This is a genomic window from Polaromonas sp. (assembly GCF_012927485.1).
Classification (GTDB): Bacteria; Pseudomonadota; Gammaproteobacteria; order Burkholderiales; family Burkholderiaceae_C; genus Polaromonas.
Map to the genome: position 1 here is coordinate 40,020 of NZ_JABBPC010000029.1, position 16,224 is coordinate 56,243.

Annotated in this window: 12 protein-coding genes and 1 pseudogene; 8 read left to right on the plus strand and 5 right to left on the minus strand. The window is 58.0% G+C overall.

Annotation, left to right across the window (positions count from 1 at the left end):
- The first annotated feature begins 72 nt into the window (after positions 1-72).
- The 3 genes from HHJ16_RS11010 (at position 73) to HHJ16_RS11020 (ending at position 3,278) form a co-directional block, all read left to right on the plus strand.
- Positions 73-447, plus strand: a complete 375-nt coding sequence (locus tag HHJ16_RS11010) for a hypothetical protein (protein WP_293642837.1) — start codon at positions 73-75, stop codon at positions 445-447.
- Between the two features lie 304 nt (positions 448-751).
- Positions 752-2,221: a DEAD/DEAH box helicase gene (locus tag HHJ16_RS11015; protein WP_293642838.1), complete on the plus strand. Its 1,470-nt coding sequence runs from the start codon at positions 752-754 to the stop codon at positions 2,219-2,221.
- A 103-nt stretch (positions 2,222-2,324) separates the two neighbouring features.
- Positions 2,325-3,278, plus strand: a complete 954-nt coding sequence (locus HHJ16_RS11020; RefSeq protein WP_293642839.1) for a YihY/virulence factor BrkB family protein — start codon at positions 2,325-2,327, stop codon at positions 3,276-3,278.
- Positions 3,279-3,302: 24 nt separating this feature from the next.
- Here the strand turns inward: HHJ16_RS11020 and HHJ16_RS11025 are convergent, their stop codons facing one another.
- Entirely contained in the window at positions 3,303-4,163 is an 861-nt protein-coding gene (locus HHJ16_RS11025) for a symmetrical bis(5'-nucleosyl)-tetraphosphatase (protein ID WP_293642840.1), read from the minus strand.
- A gap of 24 nt (positions 4,164-4,187) precedes the next feature.
- Between HHJ16_RS11025 and HHJ16_RS11030 the strand changes: the two genes are divergently transcribed.
- From HHJ16_RS11030 to HHJ16_RS11045, 4 genes are all read left to right on the plus strand, one after another.
- Positions 4,188-5,537: a hemolysin family protein gene (locus tag HHJ16_RS11030; protein WP_293642841.1), complete on the plus strand. Its 1,350-nt coding sequence runs from the start codon at positions 4,188-4,190 to the stop codon at positions 5,535-5,537.
- 218 nt (positions 5,538-5,755) lie between these two features.
- Positions 5,756-6,487 carry a polyprenyl diphosphate synthase gene (gene uppS, locus HHJ16_RS11035; protein ID WP_296900788.1) on the plus strand — a complete coding sequence of 244 codons (732 nt, stop codon included), beginning with the start codon at positions 5,756-5,758 and terminating at the stop codon, positions 6,485-6,487.
- Positions 6,488-8,851, plus strand: a complete 2,364-nt coding sequence (locus tag HHJ16_RS11040; RefSeq protein WP_293642842.1) for an SLBB domain-containing protein — start codon at positions 6,488-6,490, stop codon at positions 8,849-8,851.
- Between the two features lie 23 nt (positions 8,852-8,874).
- Entirely contained in the window at positions 8,875-10,077 is a 1,203-nt protein-coding gene (locus HHJ16_RS11045; RefSeq protein WP_293642843.1) for a Wzz/FepE/Etk N-terminal domain-containing protein, read from the plus strand.
- A gap of 388 nt (positions 10,078-10,465) precedes the next feature.
- Here HHJ16_RS11045 and HHJ16_RS11050 read toward each other — a convergent pair whose 3' ends face one another.
- On the minus strand, positions 10,466-12,034 hold the full coding sequence (locus tag HHJ16_RS11050) for a hypothetical protein (RefSeq protein WP_293642844.1): 1,569 nt from the start codon (positions 12,032-12,034) through the stop codon (positions 10,466-10,468).
- A 739-nt stretch (positions 12,035-12,773) separates the two neighbouring features.
- Between HHJ16_RS11050 and HHJ16_RS11055 the strand changes: the two are divergent.
- Positions 12,774-12,989: pseudogene (locus HHJ16_RS11055) on the plus strand (DUF4372 domain-containing protein); the annotation flags it as partial.
- Positions 12,990-13,003: 14 nt separating this feature from the next.
- Here the strand turns inward: HHJ16_RS11055 and HHJ16_RS11060 are convergent.
- The 3 genes from HHJ16_RS11060 to HHJ16_RS11070 are packed head-to-tail and all read right to left on the minus strand — an operon-like array spanning position 13,004 to position 16,219.
- Positions 13,004-13,597, minus strand: a complete 594-nt coding sequence (locus HHJ16_RS11060) for an XRE family transcriptional regulator (protein WP_293642845.1) — start codon at positions 13,595-13,597, stop codon at positions 13,004-13,006.
- 16 nt (positions 13,598-13,613) lie between these two features.
- Positions 13,614-14,918 carry a M20 family metallo-hydrolase gene (locus HHJ16_RS11065; protein WP_293642846.1) on the minus strand — a complete coding sequence of 435 codons (1,305 nt, stop codon included), beginning with the start codon at positions 14,916-14,918 and terminating at the stop codon, positions 13,614-13,616.
- A gap of 20 nt (positions 14,919-14,938) precedes the next feature.
- Positions 14,939-16,219, minus strand: a complete 1,281-nt coding sequence (locus HHJ16_RS11070) for an amidase (RefSeq protein ID WP_293642847.1) — start codon at positions 16,217-16,219, stop codon at positions 14,939-14,941.
- Positions 16,220-16,224 lie beyond the last annotated feature (5 nt).

The following is a 16,224-nucleotide window of genomic DNA, read 5'->3' on the forward strand; positions in this document are numbered from 1 at the left end:
TTCGGGCAAAGCACCTCATGGTGTTTAGCAGGGCCACCCTAGCATTGGAAGGCCGACAACTAGGACTATTCAATGCGCTCAGATTATTTTCGAAAAATTCACGAGATACCGCGGAACGCGCTTCTCGGCGCGGCCGCTGGCGTGCTGTTTCTGTGCTTGCTTGTTTCCATGGCGCTTGTGGTGAACGGCCAGGTTCAACGCGCGCAAATACGTGTTGTCCAACACGCCTCAGAAAGGGTTGCCATCGCTCAGTGCAACGAAAGCCGCATGGGTGCGGCGCAGCGGATTTGTATCCAGCAGGCGATCGCCGTTATCAACGCCTCCCTGAACAGCAACGACAAGTCGGCCCCGCAGGCGGTGGCCGACGCTAAAGAGATCGACAACGGGACCTTGTCGGCCCGCCAGACGCCCGGCCTCCTGCCCATGTCGCTGGGTACTCGTCAATAGGGTTGCGCGCAGTGCAGTGGGAGTTCCTCCACGTCAATCAGTTAATCACGCTTTCGACCCGCGCACGGTTTGCCGGTGTTAGCCGTCGAACCCAACCCCCGAGACCGGCAACGCCACACCCTTGAAACCAGCAACTGGTAAGAAAACCGGATTTGGCCCATATGAGACAGTTGCCGGTAGCTATTTATTTAATAGCAAATTAGCGCTGTCGAGTCGTCATGCCTACCGGCCAAGCGACCTGTTGCTGGCCTCCTTGAGCGGCGAAAAGGGTTATTTCACCCAAAGTGCGACAATATAAAGCTAAATGACCTCTTCTTTTTCGAACTTATCGCTGGCGGAACCGCTGGCCCGCGCCGTAGCCGAAATGGGCTACGAAACCATGACCCCCATTCAGGAACAGGCCATCCCTGTGGTTCTGCAAGGCAAAGACGTGATGGGCGCCGCGCAAACCGGCACCGGAAAAACGGCGGCTTTCGCGCTGCCCTTGCTGCAGCGCATGATGAAGCACGAGAACGCCTCGACTTCACCGGCGCGTCATCCGGTACGAGCCCTGGTACTGCTGCCTACCCGCGAACTGGCAGTCCAGGTTGCGGAACAGGTCAAGCTGTACGCCAAGTACACCAACCTGAACAGTGCGGTCGTGTTTGGGGGTATGGACATGAAGCCGCAAACGCTGGAACTGAAAAAGGGCGTTGAAGTGCTGGTGGCCACGCCGGGCCGCCTGCTAGACCACATCGAAGCCAAGAATACCGTGTTGAACCAGGTGGAGTATGTGGTGCTCGACGAGGCCGATCGGATGCTTGACATCGGCTTTTTGCCCGATCTGCAGCGCATTCTCAGCTACCTGCCCAAGCAGCGCATCACGCTGTTGTTTTCAGCGACCTTCTCACCCGAAATCAAACGGCTGGCGTCCAGCTACCTGCAGGATCCGGTGACCATTGAAGTGGCACGTTCCAACGCGGCGGCTTCCACGGTCGAGCAGCATTTCTACGCCGTCAATGCGGACGACAAGCGCCGCGCCCTGCACCAAATTCTGCGCCAGCGCGGCATGAAGCAGGCGTTTGTTTTCGTCAATAGCAAACTGGGCTGCGCACGTCTGGCCCGTTCCCTGGAACGTGAGGGCCTCAAGACGACAGCGCTGCACGGCGACAAGAGCCAGGACGAACGTTTGAAGGCACTTGAGGCGTTCAAAAAAGGTGAAGTGGATCTGCTGGTCTGTACCGACGTGGCTGCCCGCGGACTGGACATCAAGGATGTCCCGGCGGTGTTCAACTTCGACGTCCCCTTTAATGCAGAAGACTATGTACACCGTATCGGCCGTACTGGACGGGCCGGTGCATCGGGGCTGGCGGTGAGCTTCGTCGCCAGCAGCGATACCCGCCTGGTTACCGACATTGAAAAGCTCTTGAGCACCAAAATAGAACTCGAGCCGCTCGAGTTTGACGAAGACCGTCCCCGCATCAGCGAGCAGGGCCGTATCAACGATGGCCGCCGTATGTACCGTGACGGGGAGGGCGAAGACGGCGTCGCGCTGGAATCGCGGCCGCCGCTTCGTGAGCGGCCTGAACGTCGAGAGCGTCGCGAATATACGCCGTACCGCCAGCCTGCAGCGCCCCGCGATCCGTTTTTTGACCAGCCTTATGAGGCTAACGCCTCCACAAACTCGCAGCCGGCTTGGGAGTCAGCGGCCAAAGATAATCCTGCGCGCAGTGCGATGTCTGCCAACATCAAGACCAAGAAAAAAGTTGCTGCGTTGTTCAAAACCAGCAACTGAGGCCAGAGCTTTCGCGCATCGGAAGCCGTCGGCGCGCACCTACGGTCATTGGAGTGGCAGTCTGGTGACGGTCTTTCTGCAGTCCACTTAACGTGTCGCCATGATGGAGATTTTCGTTCAGCGTATCAAGGCTTCGCTAGCGCCAGTGGTTTCCGCGGTGCTGCGCGTTTACCATCCGTTGCGGCGCGCCGTCGACTGCTGGATCCGGGCAGACGGCTTGCGTATGAGCGCCGCCATGTCGTTTTACGGCATTCTGAGTCTGGCGCCTCTTCTCATTTTGCTGGTGGCCGTCCTGGGTTGGTGGCTCGACCGCAACTACATTGAAACCAGTCTGGTTTCCGAGATTCGTGGCGTGATCGGCGCCCAAGGGGCTCAGGTAGTTCAGCAAGCGTTGTCGAGTGCGCAAAAACCTTCGGAGGGCATTGCGGCTTCGCTGTTTGCGTTCTTGTTGCTGCTCTCGGGGGCTACCGGCGTATTTGCCGAGTTGCAGGATGCCTTCGAGCGCCTGTGGCGGCAAGGCAGTGGTGAGGTGCCCTTGCAGAAGTGGTGGTACAGCGCCTCTTTACGTCTGCGCGGCATCGCTTATATCTTGGCCTTCGGGTTTCTGCTGCTGGTTTCCCTGGCCATTTCTACATTTTTGGGCCTTCTGTCGGGTTGGGCGGGCAGCTATTTGGCGTTCGAAAAAATCGCCTGGGTTATTAATGAGGTCGTGTCGTTCGGATTTTGCGTCGCGCTTTTTGTGGCCCTCATGAAAATGAGTTCGGGTCCCAAACCAGCCCTGCGCTATCTGGTAATGGGCTCAGCCGCGGGTGCTATTTTGTTTGAGGTGGGCAAATACCTGATGGCCATTTACCTGTCCACTGCAGCGGTGGTGTCTGCCTACGGGGCCGCGGGATCTTTGGTTGTCATCTTGATGTGGACTTACTTTTCGTCCGCCGTGCTCTTGCTGTCGGCTAGCGTAGCGCGAGCCTGGTCCGATGAAGCCATCGCCCGCGCAGCCGGTACCGCTCCCGTTTCCGTTTTGCCGAACCAGGCTACCTCGACGCAACTGTCGTAATTGGTTTTGCGACTTTTCAGCCAATCAATTTGGGGTCTTTCCCGGTTTTTTAAATCTTTCGCAGGGTACCGTGATCAGTTCAAACTCGCCCGCTGCAGCGCCCAATTTAGCGGCTGTCAAGCAGCCGCCCCAGACGCAGCCGGTGTCCAGCGGCAAGCTGTTGTGGCGCAAACGGGGGAGGCCTGGCGCGTCTGTCGTCAGGGTGGACCAGTGCCCGAAAGCCATAGGGGTTGCTTCGGTCAGTCGGCCAGGAACTTCAAACCACGGCACATAGCCCTCTGGAGCGCCGCTGGCACCCTCGCTACTAGTGAACTCCATGGCACCGTCCTGGGTACAAAATCGCAAGCGTGTAAGCGCGTTCACAATGACCCGCAGTCGATCGGCCCCTTTTAGACGGTCGTTCCATTTGGCGGGCAAATTGCCATACATGCCGCTCAAGAAATCTTTTATATCCGGGCCTCGCAGCATCTGCTCCACCTCGGCAGCCAGGGTAAGGGTTTGCACCGCACTCCACTGCGGCAGTACACCCGCATGCACCATCAACCAGCCGTGGCGATGAATGGCCAGCGACCGATGTCGCAGCCAGTCAAGCAGGGCCTGGCTGTCGGCGGCTTGCAACACCGCTTGCACGGTATCGTTGCGGCCCAGTTTGCGTACGCCCTGCGACAGTGCCAGCAAGTGCAGGTCGTGATTGCCGAGCAGACATTGTGCCGCGTCGCCCAGCGCCATCAGGCTGCGCAGCACGCCCAGCGAGTCCGGTCCCCGGTTAACCAAGTCGCCCAGCAGGTATACGGTGTCCCGGCTTGGCGAGAAATCCACCTTCTCCAGAAGGCGCTGGAATGGTGCATTGCAACCTTGCAGGTCGCCGATACAGTAAAGTGACATGGTGTTTATTTTGCCTGTGGATGTATGGATTTATTGCTGATTATTTTTTTGACGCTGCTTAACGCGGTGTTTGCCTTGTCGGAGATGGCCCTGGCTTCCAGCCGAAAAGCCCGGCTGACGGCGATGGCCGAATCGGGGGATAAAGGCGCGCAAGCGGCCTTGGTCCTGCTGGACAACCCCACGCAGTTTTTATCGTCGGTGCAGGTGGGAATCACTTCTATTGGCATGCTGAACGGTATTATTGGCGAGGCGGCTTTTAGCGGCAGCCTGTCAGTATGGATACAAAACTTTGGCGCACCGCATCGTGCTGCCGATATTTCCGCTACAGCGGTTGTGGTGACAGTGATCACCTTTGTCACGATTGTGTTTGGTGAGCTGGTACCCAAGCGCGTCGGGCAGCTCTACCCTGAGACAGTCGCGCGACTGGTTTCACGGCCCATGATGTGGGTGGCCAGTGGTGCCAAGCCTTTTGTCAAACTGCTTTCCATCAGCACGCATGCCGTGCTCAAACTGTTGCGCGTGGATGTTACGGCCGGACGGGCGGTGACCGAAGAAGAGATTGCCGCCAGTCTCGAAGAAGGCGTCGACGCCGGCCTGATTGAAGAGCAGGAGCACCGGATGGTGCAAAACGTGTTTTTGCTTGACGACCGTTTGTTGACATCGTTAATGCTGCCGCGCTCCGACATCGAATGGATTGATGCATCCGACACGCTGGCCCAAGCCATCGACAAGGCCGGCGCGACCGGCCACTCCTGGTATCCGGTGTGCCGGGGTAGCCTCGACGACGTGGTGGGCGTGGTCAATGTGGCCAAGCTGCTCGCCTTGCGAGGGCAGATCAACCCGGCAACGGTGGTGGGCACCAATTCAGAGTCAATGCCTTCGGTGGCCGACCGCATTGACGCCTATGCCGTGCCCGCCGTGTTTGTGCCGGAAACCCTCACGGGCATGGAACTGCTTGAGCAGTTGCGCGCCAAGTCCACCCGGATCGTGTTTGTAGTAGATGAATACGGCGTGGTGCAGGGACTGATGACGCCGATTGACATGCTGGAAGCCATCACGGGCGAACTGCAGCCAGGCGCGCAGGCGGATGCCTGGGCGACCCGGCGCGCCGACGGTAGTTGGTTGATCGACGGCGTCATGCCCGTGTCCGAACTCAAGGCGCGGCTGGAAATAAAAGAGCTGCCGGGCGAAGGCCGAGGCCGCTACAACACGGCCGCAGGCCTGTTAATGGCGGTCTCGGGACGGTTGCCTTCCACCGGTGAGCGCATCGGCTGCGCGGGGTGGGTCTTCGAAGTGGTTGATGTGGATGGCAAGCGTATCGACAAGATTCTTGCGACTGAAGATAAACCTCGTACGGATGTCAAACCGGCTTAAATTCGAACCAAGCTTTTTTCCTCCCATCTGAGGATTAGTTCTCGAAAAAATTTTGAAATATTGCTCATCAAAGTAAATTCACGGAAAACGACAAAAAATTAACGTTATCGTCATAAAATCAAAATAAACTATGCAAACAGTCCTCTGCGGAGGACTTTTTTGTTCTTTTGTTACTTTTCTTGACGTCGCTTACCTCAACATGGTGCTGTTACTTGTCAATTGTCCAATTTCCTGTTCCTAATCCGGTTCCTCAGCACGTTGCCATCATCATGGATGGCAACCGTCGTTGGGCAAAGAAGAGATTCATGCCCCAGGCTGTTGGTCATGCCAGTGGCGCGCGGCGCGTGCGCAGCATCGTACAGGCTTGCGCGGAGCGGGGAATAGCTTACCTGACGCTTTTTGCTTTTAGCTCCGAAAATTGGCAACGGCCCCCTGAAGAGGTGTCAAGTCTGCTGGGGCTTCTGGTTCATTACCTTGAAAAAGAAGTGGACGACATGAACGCCAACGGGGTGCGCCTGAAGGTAGTGGGCGATCCCCGGCGTTTTGATGCCCGGCTGCAAAAGCTCATCAGTGAAGCGCAAGAAAAAACGGCTAACAACAAGCGTATCACCCTGACCATTGCGGTCAATTACGGAGGGCGCTGGGATATGGTATCTGCCGTACAGGCATGGCAGGCGGCCAACCCAAATCAATCTGTCGATGCGCTTGGCGAGGGCGGCTTGAATCCTTACTTGAGTATGGCCTACGCTCCAGACGCTGAACTGATGATCCGGACTGGCGGCGAGTCCCGCCTCAGTAATTTTCTGCTGTGGCAGATGGCCTATACCGAACTGTTTTTTACCGACACTTTGTGGCCTGATTTCACGCCGCAGGGTCTCGATGAAGCCATCGACTGGTTCTCTGCGCGGGACCGTCGTTTTGGGGGTGCCAGTCAGCGAATCGCAAGTTAAATGCCCATCACTTTTCAGCTTTACATGTTTTATAAATTATTTCCCAGGTACTCGCTCCTTCTGTTGTTACTCAGCGTGGCGCTTGCTACGCAGGCCCAGACCGGCGTGACCTTCACAGGTGCAAGCGCCGCACAAGCACCGGCCCAGTCCGCAGCCAACACGGCGGCCCCGTCAGGCCTTTCAGCGCCGCTTTCCCAAGCGCCGGCCAGCCTGATGATGACTCAGACTCCTCTCTCAGGAGAGGCCAAAGCGGGCACTGAAAAAACCGTCCCAGAAGCCTCCCCCCATGTGCGACCAACAATGCGTGCGGCCTTACCCAGCCAGTTCCAACACTTTGTGCAGGAAGCCACTGGCCGTCTGCTGCCCGTGTATGGCAGCGAATTGTTTGAGCTGTCTCAGACCTATGCGCCAGACGCGACACTGCCGGCACCAGCCGAATACGTTTTAGGCCCAGGCGACGAGGTGCGGGTGCAGGTATGGGGTGCCGTGGATTACAGCGGCAGCCACACGATTGATCGCAATGGTCAGATCACCTTGCCCAAAGTAGGCGTTTTTACGCTGGCTGGCGTGCCGGTTCGTGACCTGGAGTCTGTGCTGCGTAGCCAACTGAATAAAGTCTTTACCAACTTCAGCGTTAACGCCAACTTGGGGCGTCTGCGGAGCATTCAGGTGTACGTAGTGGGGCAAGCTCAGCAACCCGGAACTTACAGTCTGTCCAGCCTGAGCACGCTGGTGAACGCTCTGTTTGCCAGCGGAGGCCCCACAACCAATGGTTCCATGCGCAATATCCAGCTTAAGCGCGCAGGCAAAACCATTTCTACGGTCGACCTTTATGACTTTATTGCGAAGGGCGATAGAGGGCGTGACCTGCCCCTGCAGGCGGGTGATGTCATCGTGATTCCGCCTGTGGGTCCGCGCGTCGCCATAACCGGCGCATTGGATCAAGCCGCCATATATGAGCTGAAGGCGGGGACGATCAACACAACTGTGGGCGACATTCTGAGCTTGAGTGGCGGTGTCCCGGCGCTGGCCAGTACCCGCAAAGCGCTGGTTGAGCGCATCGCACCCGAAAAAAATCCGCCACGCCAGGTACAAGACTTGGTACTGGATGCTGAAGGCCTGAAACAACCCTTGCGCGATGGCGACGTGCTGACTTTGCTGTCTATCAGCCCGGCTTTTGCCAATGCGGTGACCCTGCAGGGCACTGTGGCTGCGCCGCTGCGCTACCGTTGGTTCGAAGGCATGAAGATCCTGGACCTCATTCCCGAGCGCGATGCTCTGATCACCTCCGACTATTACAAGCGCAAAAATCTGCTGGTGCAAAACGACGACGTTAGCCGTGAGGCCGGTGGCAAGGTGGCCAACCGTGTCCGCGCTATGGTTGACCAAATCAATTGGGAGTACGCCGTGATTGAGCGTATGGATCGCAACACGCTCACCACTGAGCTCATCCCCTTCAATTTGGGAAAAGCCGTGCTGCAGCATGACCCGGCACACAATCTGCCGCTTCAACCCGGCGATGTGGTCACCATTCTGAGTCAGAACGACCTGCGCCTGCCGCAAGACCGCCAGACCCGCTTGGTTCGCGTGGAAGGCGAGGTAGGCGCTCCCGGCGTGTACCAGGCCGCTGCGGGCGAAACACTGCCTCAGCTGTTGCTCCGCATTGGCGGTCTGACACCACAGGCCTATGTATTTGGCACCGAACTCGACCGTGAATCTGTACGCACTCGCCAACAGGAGAATCTCGACATTCTCATTCGTCGGCTGGAGGCCCAGGCCCAGGCACAATCCAGCAGCGTCACCGCCAACCTGGGTGCCGACCGCGCGGCCCAGGCCCAAGTGCTGCTGCAGCAGCAGCAGGCACAGCTCAAAAGCCAAATCGAACGGCTCAAATCCTTCAAAAGCAACGGTCGTCTGGCGCTCGAGCTTGATCCACAGGCTCAAACCCTGGCTGCATTACCGCCCTTGCCGCTCGAAGACGGCGACCGTATCCTCATTCCCGCAGTGCCAGGCTTTGTGTCGGCGTTTGGATCCGTTAACAACGAAAACGTGTTTATTCATAAGCCTGGCAAGACCGTGGGCGACGTTCTCAAGTCCGCCGGCCTGACGGAAGACGCCGAGCCCGACCAGGCTTTTGTGCTGAGGGCCGACGGCAGCATCATGGCGCGGCGAGATCATAGCGGGCTGTTTGGGGGCGGTTTCGAGTCGACTCGGGTTATGCCTGGTGATACGGTGGTGGTGCCGGCCCAGATGGACCGCGAGTCCCGCTATAACTTTGCAACCCGCGCCCTCAAGGATTGGACGCAAATCTTCTCCAACTTTGGCTTGGGCCTCGCGGCCATCAAGGCCATCAAGACGCTGTAACTGACACTATCGCACTGACGACTATGAACGCTGCTACCACGCAAACCGAGTACACCCAACTTGCGATGCTAGATTCCGTCGTGGTTCAAGATGACGAAATCAGTCTGTTGGATCTGCTGCAGGTGGTGGCAGAAAATCTACGTCTTTTGGTGCTGGTTCCCTTGGCCGCAGGTTTGTTGGCCTTGGGGGTAAGCTTTGCCCTCGTGCCTACTTTCACCGCAACCACCAAATTCATGCCGCCGCAGCAGCAGCAAAGCGGGGCCGCCGCGATGCTTCAATCTTTAGGGGCCTTGGGCGGGCTGGCGGGCGCTGCCAGTGGCCTAAAGAATCCGGCGGACCAGTATGTGTCCTTTCTGAAAAGCCGCAGTGTGCAAGACGCACTGATCGATCGTTTCAAACAGGCAGAGCGCTACGATCAGAAATATCGGCAGGACGCCCGCAGTGCGTTGGCGGCGAGCGTACGCGTTAGTAGCGGCAAAGACGGACTCATTAGCATTGACGTAGACGACAAAGACCCAAAATTTGCGGCCACGCTGGCGAATGCGTATGTGGAAGAACTGGGCCGCTTGCTTAACCGTTTGGCCGTTACCGAGGCGCAGCAGCGCCGTCTCTTTTTCGAAAAACAGCTTGCGACCGCCAAAGACAATCTGGTCAAAGCAGAGCAGGCCCTCAAGGCCAGCGGCGTAAACAGTAGCGCGCTAAAAGCCAGTCCCCAAGCGGCGGTGGAAGGCTTGGCCAAGCTCAAGGCGGCCATTACCGCGCAAGAAGTCAAGCTGGCCAGCATGCGTGGCTACCTTACCGAGACGGCGCCCGATTTCAAGCAGGGCCAAACCGAGCTCGCGGCCCTGCGCAGCCAGGTGGCGCGCGCCGAAAAAGAAGAGCCCGCCAGCGGTGCCAGCGGGAGCGACTATATCGCCAAGTTTCGCGACTTCAAATATCACGAAACCTTGTTCGAGCTGTTTTCCAAGCAGTACGAAATGGCCCGCTTGGACGAAAGCCGGGAAGGAGCGGTCATTCAAGTGGTTGATGTGGCTCAGGAACCTGAGAAGAAATCAAACCCGAAGCGTGCCGTGATCGTTATGGGCGCGGTGCTGGCCGTGGGATTTTTCCTGCTGCTCTTTATCTTCGTTCGCCATGCGCTGCAGGGCGCTGCGCAAGACCAGAAATCCATAGAGAAACTCGCTAGTTTGCGCCTTGCGTGGTTCAAGTCCATTGGACGAGCGTGAGTTGCGGTTGAGTCCAATGCGGTTGCACTTGCTTCAGCAGCGATAGCAGAGACGAAGCCTCCGGATTTAGAGGGCGAGCGCAGCTTCAGTGCGCGGAGTCTTACGGTGCCGCAGGGCAACCGTCAAGGCTACAGCGAGTTGGCGCTTATCAACGCATTCGAGCGCACGAAAGGCGATCCGGTGTTCTGCGGAAAAGCGCCTCGTTGACCCAGGATGCGCGCAATGTTGTGCCGACCCGCACTCGTGCAGCCTCCCCTAAATCGGCCGGCTCCGTGCGGCTACAACCACCTAGCTGACAGAGGTTATGCCAGTTTCATTGGTGGTGACCCAGTGTGCGTTGCTCGGCGTCCTGGCTTATGGCGCCGGCCGGCTGGTTTGCCGGTGCTTTTTACTTCTGCACATATCCCGTGAACTGGTAAGCCAGTGAAACGCCGACTACATTGGCTTTGAAGTCACCGCGCAACGCTTCAATTCGCCCCACAGTAGTCATCACAGACAATGATTTCGATAAGCGGTAGCCAACCCCTGCGTTGACTTGGCCGACCAGGCCACCTCCCACCGCCAGACCGCCTCCGCCTGCCGCGCCTGCCAGCGCTTCTCCCTCCACAAACCAGCGCTCAGATACCGGCCATTGGCCGCCCAGTCCGACCAGTCCGGTCATATAGGCGCCTGCTTTGCCGGCATAGGCTCCCAAGCCCTGGCCCGTCAAAAACAAGTGGGGCGAGACAAAGTAGTCGAGCTGTACGCCCAGGTTGCTCACTGACCGATCGACGTCGCCGTTGCGCCAGTTGGGGCTGGCCTTGAAGTACGTCTGGTTGACCACGCGCACGCGCAACGGCTCTGCGTCAAACCCGCCGAGCGTTTCCCAGGGTACGGCTGCCGAAGTCACGGCGGGTAGGCCAAACCGGTAGTTCAGCTTGAGTGCCACACTGCTTGCCTTGAAGCTTCTGGATGGCGCGCGCACTTCGCCGACCGACAATTCCACCGCAGTGCGGGGGGTCAGGTTTTGCTGTAGCGCAATGCCGGCATCGAGCAGCAATCCGCCCCCGGTGTCCACCCGTCCACCGCCAGCCGGGCCAGCGGCCGCGTGGAGCTTGAGCGCCGTGCTACGCGTCAACGGCAAGCGGTAGCCGCCGCCCGCCAGGATCTGCATATAGCCGTTGCTCTGGCCGCCCATGGCGCCTTCGGATTCCAGCTTCAAAAACCAGCGATCGTCGATATACGACAGCCATTCCACGCCCAATAGCTGCATGCTGCGGTGTTGGGGTTGGCCGTCGTCCTGCACCACGGACGACGGGATTTGGTAGCTGCGCGACACCACAGAGAATTCTTGCGCTGTGGACGAGAGGGCACCGGGCTGGCTGGTACCGCCTGCAGGGGTTTGGCTCCAACCACTATTGAGCAAGCTATGGAAAGGGAATTCATACATCAAATAAGGCTGGGTGCTGCGGATTACGCCGGAGGGAAACGTGACGTGACTCACACCAAACCCTACGTTGCCATAGCGACCCGTTTCATAGGTCAGGCCGATGTCGCTGCGCACCATTAGACCCCCACCCGTTAGTGTGGAGCCGCCACGACCGCCACCCGCGCCGACGAACAGCCCGGCGTGGGCCAGCCAGAAGGGGCTCAGACGCTGCTGCACTTCGCCCGTCACACCCAGCGTAATGAAACCGCCGCGCTCGCCGCGCACTGCCCCATACGACCCTACGCCCAGCTTGACGTTGTCGTTCACTTCAAAGAGCAGATTGCCACCCACCACACCCATTTTTTCAGCGCCGGGCAATGACCAGCTTTCCGACGTGACGCGCCAAGCCGTAGGGGTGGGCAACAGTGCGGGAGTGGGATCTCTTTGATCCTGCGTCAGGCCCGCCAACGGCCAGCTTAGTCCTCCAGCGCACACGCTGACCATTGCCAGCATTCGAAAACAGACGGAGGGGCTTAGTGCATTGTTCATGGTGCCAATCTGCATGAAAAACCCCGCCATGCTTTCACGTGGCGGGGTTTTGTTGTCTGGTGCCGGAGAGATGAATCGAGCATCCGACCTTCTCATTACGAGAAGCTAGTTTTTTATTATAAAGCGGCTTCCGAGAAGTATTTTGAATATTTGCCACATTAATGCCACTCCTCGATTAAAAATACACAAGTGGCAACCTATCGAAAACGCGGTCCCGATCAGCGGGAAGCACAGATACGTCGACGAGGATTCCCTGCACAAAGCAAGACTTTGAATACCAAGGCCGAGGCCTGGGCACAAATGATCGAGTCGGAATTTCTCGCGGCATCTGGCTCAGTCGGAGTGAGGCAGAAGCAACGACGTTATATGACACTCTTGATCGGTATGAGAGCGAAATAACACATGGCAAGAAGATCGTAGCGGGCGAGCGATCGTTTTTGCGTATCTGGCGGGCGACGGCGATGGCTGAGAGCTTGATGGCGACGATTCGCAGCGCTGATGTGGTCAAGTTACGAGACTAATGGTTGAAAGAATACGAACTGTCAACTGTACTGCGCCGCTTGGCCGTACTGTCGCATGTTTTCACCATTGCCCGCAAAGAATGGAGCATGGAGAGCCTCTCGAATCCGGTTGAAGACCAATAGCGGCGGGGGTTTTAAGAGATTCATGAGTGTCCACGATTTGAATTTCAATTTGCACATTTGCGATGCTTCTCGGTTTGAACAACCGAGGGTGCAGCATGAACGTTGGCAAGACACTGTCTGCGCAAATCATGGAGTACGTGCCTCGGAAGAACTTCGGCCGCATCATCGATCGATATGGGGGCGACGCTGGTGCGCGCACGCTGAGCTGCGCCGATTTGTTTCGTGAGATGGCTTTTGCGCAATTGACGTGGCGCGAACCCCTGCGCGATATCGAGGTCTGCCTCAGCGCCAATCAGTCCAAGTTATTGTCCGCACCCCCCAACGTCTAGAAAGTCGCAGGCGTATTCACCCAAAAAATTCTTGCAGTGACCTTGCCGACATTGCGGTACCCATGAGGTGTCTGGCTGGATAAATTAAATGCATCCCCAGCCTGGATCAGGTGGCACTCACTCCCCAGCATCAGTTCAAGGCTGCCCTCCAGTACAAAGCCAACTTCTTCTCCGACATGTTCTATCAAACCATCGCTCGCCTCGCCTGGCGGAATAATGTGAATATTCGCCTGTAAAAGGCCACCCCGCTTGGGAAGCGTTATGCGCTCCAGGGAAATTCCCCCGGCCTTGATCACGGGGCGCTCGCCATTAAGCAGGATAGGACCTTCCTTGGGCGCTTCTTCGGTCGTCAAGGTGGCGATGTTTGTGTCCAGCGTCACCGCAATTCGATGCAGCATCGCCAACGAAGGAGAGGCCTGTCCAGTTTCTATTTTTGAGATCAGACTTTCTGAACATTGCGATTTCTGAGCCACCTGGGTCATGGTCAGACCAGCAACCAAGCGAGCATGCCTCATCCTGACGCCCAGCATGGACGGTGGTTTGACGACAACATCCTCCTGGTTCCGTGCAGCAGCGAGATTTGATTTCATGAGCACCCCAATTTTTTCACCTGACGTGGCTGGCATTTGCCAGCGATGTCACGGCATAAGCGAGCGCCTGAGCACCTAAAAACAGCTCTTGAGGTGCGGTTTCCTCCGCTGCATTGTGACTGACCCCCCCCTTGCTCGGAACAAAAATCATCGCTGTCGGGCAATGCTCTGCGAGATACATAGCGTCATGAAAAGCGCCAGAGGTCATTCGCAAAGGCGCAGCCAGCGAAGCGCTGCTGCAAGCGCGCGTGCAGGCTCGTTCAATCAGTTCCAGCATTGACTTAGGAAAATGTGTCGGGGGACGCGAAAAAATAGGTTTTACCTCGATCTTCCCTGCCCATGAATGAGCTTGAACGATCTCATTCAACGCCGCGTCGAACTGAACCAAAGCCTGTTCATCGACACAGCGAACATCGACGGTGAACTCCACGGCACCGGGAATCGTATTGATGGAGTTCGGGCTTACCTGCCATCGGCCCAGCGTCAGCCGCAATTTTTCCCCAGCCTCGACCGCCTGATAGGCGTACAGCTGCTGCGCCAACCGGACGGCAGCGGTCATGGCATCAACGCGCTCACCCATCGGCATGGTGCCCGCATGGCCTGCAGTGCCAGTCAAATGGATGCTGTACCAGCGTACGCTTTGGATGCCTGTGACGACTCCCAGCGACACAAAAGCGCGCTCCAGCACAGGGCCTTGTTCGATATGCAGCTCCACGCAAGCCGCCATCGGTTCAGCCATTGGACGACGGGGAACATCTGGTACAGCCTCCAGGACCAGGTCCAACGCGTCCCCAAAACTAACACCCATGGCATCGACAGATTTCCGATATGCGGGCAGGCAACTCGGGTCGACAAAGGCGCTAGAACCCATGGCACCCGGACCAAAGCGGCAACCCTCTTCGTTGGTCCACGCAACCACCTCAACAGGTCGTAATGTCTCAATACCTGCATCATTCAATGCAGCAATTACCTCCAAGCCTGCAAGCACACCATAGGCCCCGTCCAGCTTGCCACCTACCGGCTGGGTATCGACATGGCTTCCGGTAAGTACGGGCGGTAAATTGGATGTTCCCGGACGACGAAAAAAAAGATTGGCGCAGTCATCGATCGTTACCGAGCACCCACGCGAACGGGCTAGATCGATCAAATAGCGGCGAGCCTTGAGGTCATTGTCGGTCAACGTCTCGCGAGAAACACCTCCGTCCGTCCGCCCGCCAAAAGCCGCAAGCTCGGCAATGACCGACTGCAGACGATCATGCTGCACATGGTCCTGCGCGCTTTCGCTGGCCGCCGTCTGGTCGCGCAGTTCTGGGTTGGTCATAGTCAACTTATTATTCATGTTCAGCTCAGACTGAGTTCCAGCGTATGCGCTGCGCTCAATGTCAGCGCATCAGCCCATCGCGTGCCAATGACCGTGACGCCTACCGGCATGCCGTGCACTCCCGTTCCTACTGGTACGTGCACACAAGGATTCCTCAACAGCGTCCAGAGACGGTTGAAAATGGGGTTGCCCGTGGTGTCCAGCCCTTCAGGCGCCTCGCCTTCGGCGCTGGGGGCAAGAAGCACATCGACCGACTCGAAGACGGCATCCAGCGCCCGTCGCGCAGCAATCGCCAGCAACTGCGCGGCGGCGAAGTCGCCCCCGTGCAGCGACTGACCCAATGCCAGGAACTGCGCAAAGGCCGGGCTGAACTTTTCCGCTTGCCGTTGGCGCTCCGGCGCGAAGGCTGCCGCAGCTTCATACGCCATGATCTGAATTTGCGCTTGCGTCAACGCATCGCACGAAACCGGTAGAACAAGGTCATGAACTTGTGCGCCAACCTTTTCAAACTGGCGTGCTGAATGTTCAAGCGCGCGGCGTGCATCGTCTGAGGCGAGGTCCCAGCGAGGGCTACGGCAAATGCCCACGCGAAGGGCAGATTGCCGTTGCGGGTCCAGGTTGATCCGCGTCAATGCACCAACAAAAAATGCGGCATCATCCACCGAGCGCGCGAACGCGCCGACCGTGTCGAGACTGGGCGAGAGTGGCTTTACGCCGGCCAGTGGCAATGTCCCATGAGTAGGCTTGTAGCCGATCACGCCACAGTAGGACGCCGGCCTCACGATGGACCCGGCCGTCTGAGTCCCGAGTGCCAGCGGCACCATGCTCGCAGCCACCGCGGCGGCGGAACCGCTGGAAGATCCACCCGGTGTGCGGGGCGCGTCTGCGCGCGCGCGCGGGTTGCATGTCACTCCGGGCTGAAAGGTTGCAAACTCGGTGGTGACGGTCTTGCCAAGCACCACCATCCCGGCATCGCGGCAGGCGGCCACGCATGCGGCATCGAACGTTGGACGCTGCGCCGCATAAATAGGCGAACCATAGGCGGTTGGCATGTCGGCAGTATCCATCAGGTCCTTCACCCCGACCGGGACCCCTCGTAGCAGTGCGTTGCTGCTGTGGCGGTCCAGTGCACGCGCGCTTTGCAGCGCCATGTCTGCATCAAAGAACTGCCATGCCTTGACCGAGGGTTCGCACGCCTGAATCTGTTCGATGTAGGCCCGCGTCACGGCTTCAGCCGTCAATTCCCTGCGCGAAACCCTGGCGGCCAGCTCTCTCGCAGACAGTGTGAGAATGTTTAGCATGTCAC

Excerpts from the sequence above, each read along its gene's own strand:
- HHJ16_RS11010 (WP_293642837.1), top strand. The coding sequence starts at position 73 with ATGCGCTCAGATTATTTTCGAAAAATTCACGAGATACCGCGGAACGCG.
- HHJ16_RS11015 (WP_293642838.1), top strand. The coding sequence starts at position 752 with ATGACCTCTTCTTTTTCGAACTTATCGCTGGCGGAACCGCTGGCCCGC.
- HHJ16_RS11020 (WP_293642839.1), top strand. The coding sequence starts at position 2,325 with ATGGAGATTTTCGTTCAGCGTATCAAGGCTTCGCTAGCGCCAGTGGTT.
- HHJ16_RS11025 (WP_293642840.1), bottom strand. The coding sequence starts at position 4,163 with ATGTCACTTTACTGTATCGGCGACCTGCAAGGTTGCAATGCACCATTC.
- HHJ16_RS11030 (WP_293642841.1), top strand. The coding sequence starts at position 4,188 with ATGGATTTATTGCTGATTATTTTTTTGACGCTGCTTAACGCGGTGTTT.
- HHJ16_RS11040 (WP_293642842.1), top strand. The coding sequence starts at position 6,488 with ATGCCCATCACTTTTCAGCTTTACATGTTTTATAAATTATTTCCCAGG.
- HHJ16_RS11045 (WP_293642843.1), top strand. The coding sequence starts at position 8,875 with ATGAACGCTGCTACCACGCAAACCGAGTACACCCAACTTGCGATGCTA.
- HHJ16_RS11050 (WP_293642844.1), bottom strand. The coding sequence starts at position 12,034 with ATGAACAATGCACTAAGCCCCTCCGTCTGTTTTCGAATGCTGGCAATG.
- HHJ16_RS11060 (WP_293642845.1), bottom strand. The coding sequence starts at position 13,597 with ATGAAATCAAATCTCGCTGCTGCACGGAACCAGGAGGATGTTGTCGTC.
- HHJ16_RS11065 (WP_293642846.1), bottom strand. The coding sequence starts at position 14,918 with ATGACCAACCCAGAACTGCGCGACCAGACGGCGGCCAGCGAAAGCGCG.
- HHJ16_RS11070 (WP_293642847.1), bottom strand. The coding sequence starts at position 16,219 with ATGCTAAACATTCTCACACTGTCTGCGAGAGAGCTGGCCGCCAGGGTT.